This window comes from Dyella flava (assembly GCF_016904955.1).
GTDB classification, from domain to species: Bacteria; Pseudomonadota; Gammaproteobacteria; order Xanthomonadales; family Rhodanobacteraceae; genus Dyella_B; species Dyella_B flava.
The window spans coordinates 1-563 of sequence record NZ_JADIKE010000001.1 but is presented as its reverse complement, the minus strand read 5'-3'; the positions used below and the strand labels follow the sequence as shown (position 1 = coordinate 563).

The 563-nt window shown below is 62.7% G+C and carries 1 protein-coding gene; it reads right to left on the bottom strand.

The window, feature by feature from the left end:
- On the bottom strand, positions 1-476 hold a 476-nt coding region (locus ISP19_RS00005; RefSeq protein WP_204678169.1), incomplete at its 3' end, for a PAAR domain-containing protein.
- Between the last annotated feature and the right edge of the window lie 87 nt (positions 477-563).

Sequence of the window (563 nt, the reverse complement as noted above, 5' to 3'; positions counted from 1 at the left end):
TCGGTATTGCCGGCGTTGTTGCGGGTGCCGTCGAAGAACACGCCGATGCGCAGCGTGCAGCGACGTTCGGTCGGGCTTTCCCTATTGCGGACGGGAGCCGCCGGCGTGGCGGCCGGAGCGCGCGGTGCTGTTTCGGCCGTATCCAGTGCAAATGCCGCCGTGCTCAGGGATGCGGCTGTCGCGGTGGCGCGCGCTTCACTGTGCTGATGGTGGTAACCCATGTTCTCGGCCTGGGCGAGAACCCGGTTCTTTTTGCAAGGGCAGAGGACCCAGTCCCAGTTCAGGACAACTGCACGGCCGTGGTCGGTCATGCGCCTGCCTGTGGCCATGATGTCCCATGCGCCCTTGCAGTTACCGCAGGTGGCCTTGTCTCCCGCGATGGCAAGGCGCACGCCGTGGTTGAACAGATTCGATAGCGTGGCGATGACGAGGCCACCGGTGGTGGTGGAGTCGCCGTGCTTGCCGATGTTCGACATTGTTTTTGTTCCCCGATTTGGCGAGGCAAGGCCTCTTGCGCGATCGGTTAAGCAAACAACGTAAGCGCTTGGAAGTCATCCGAAATG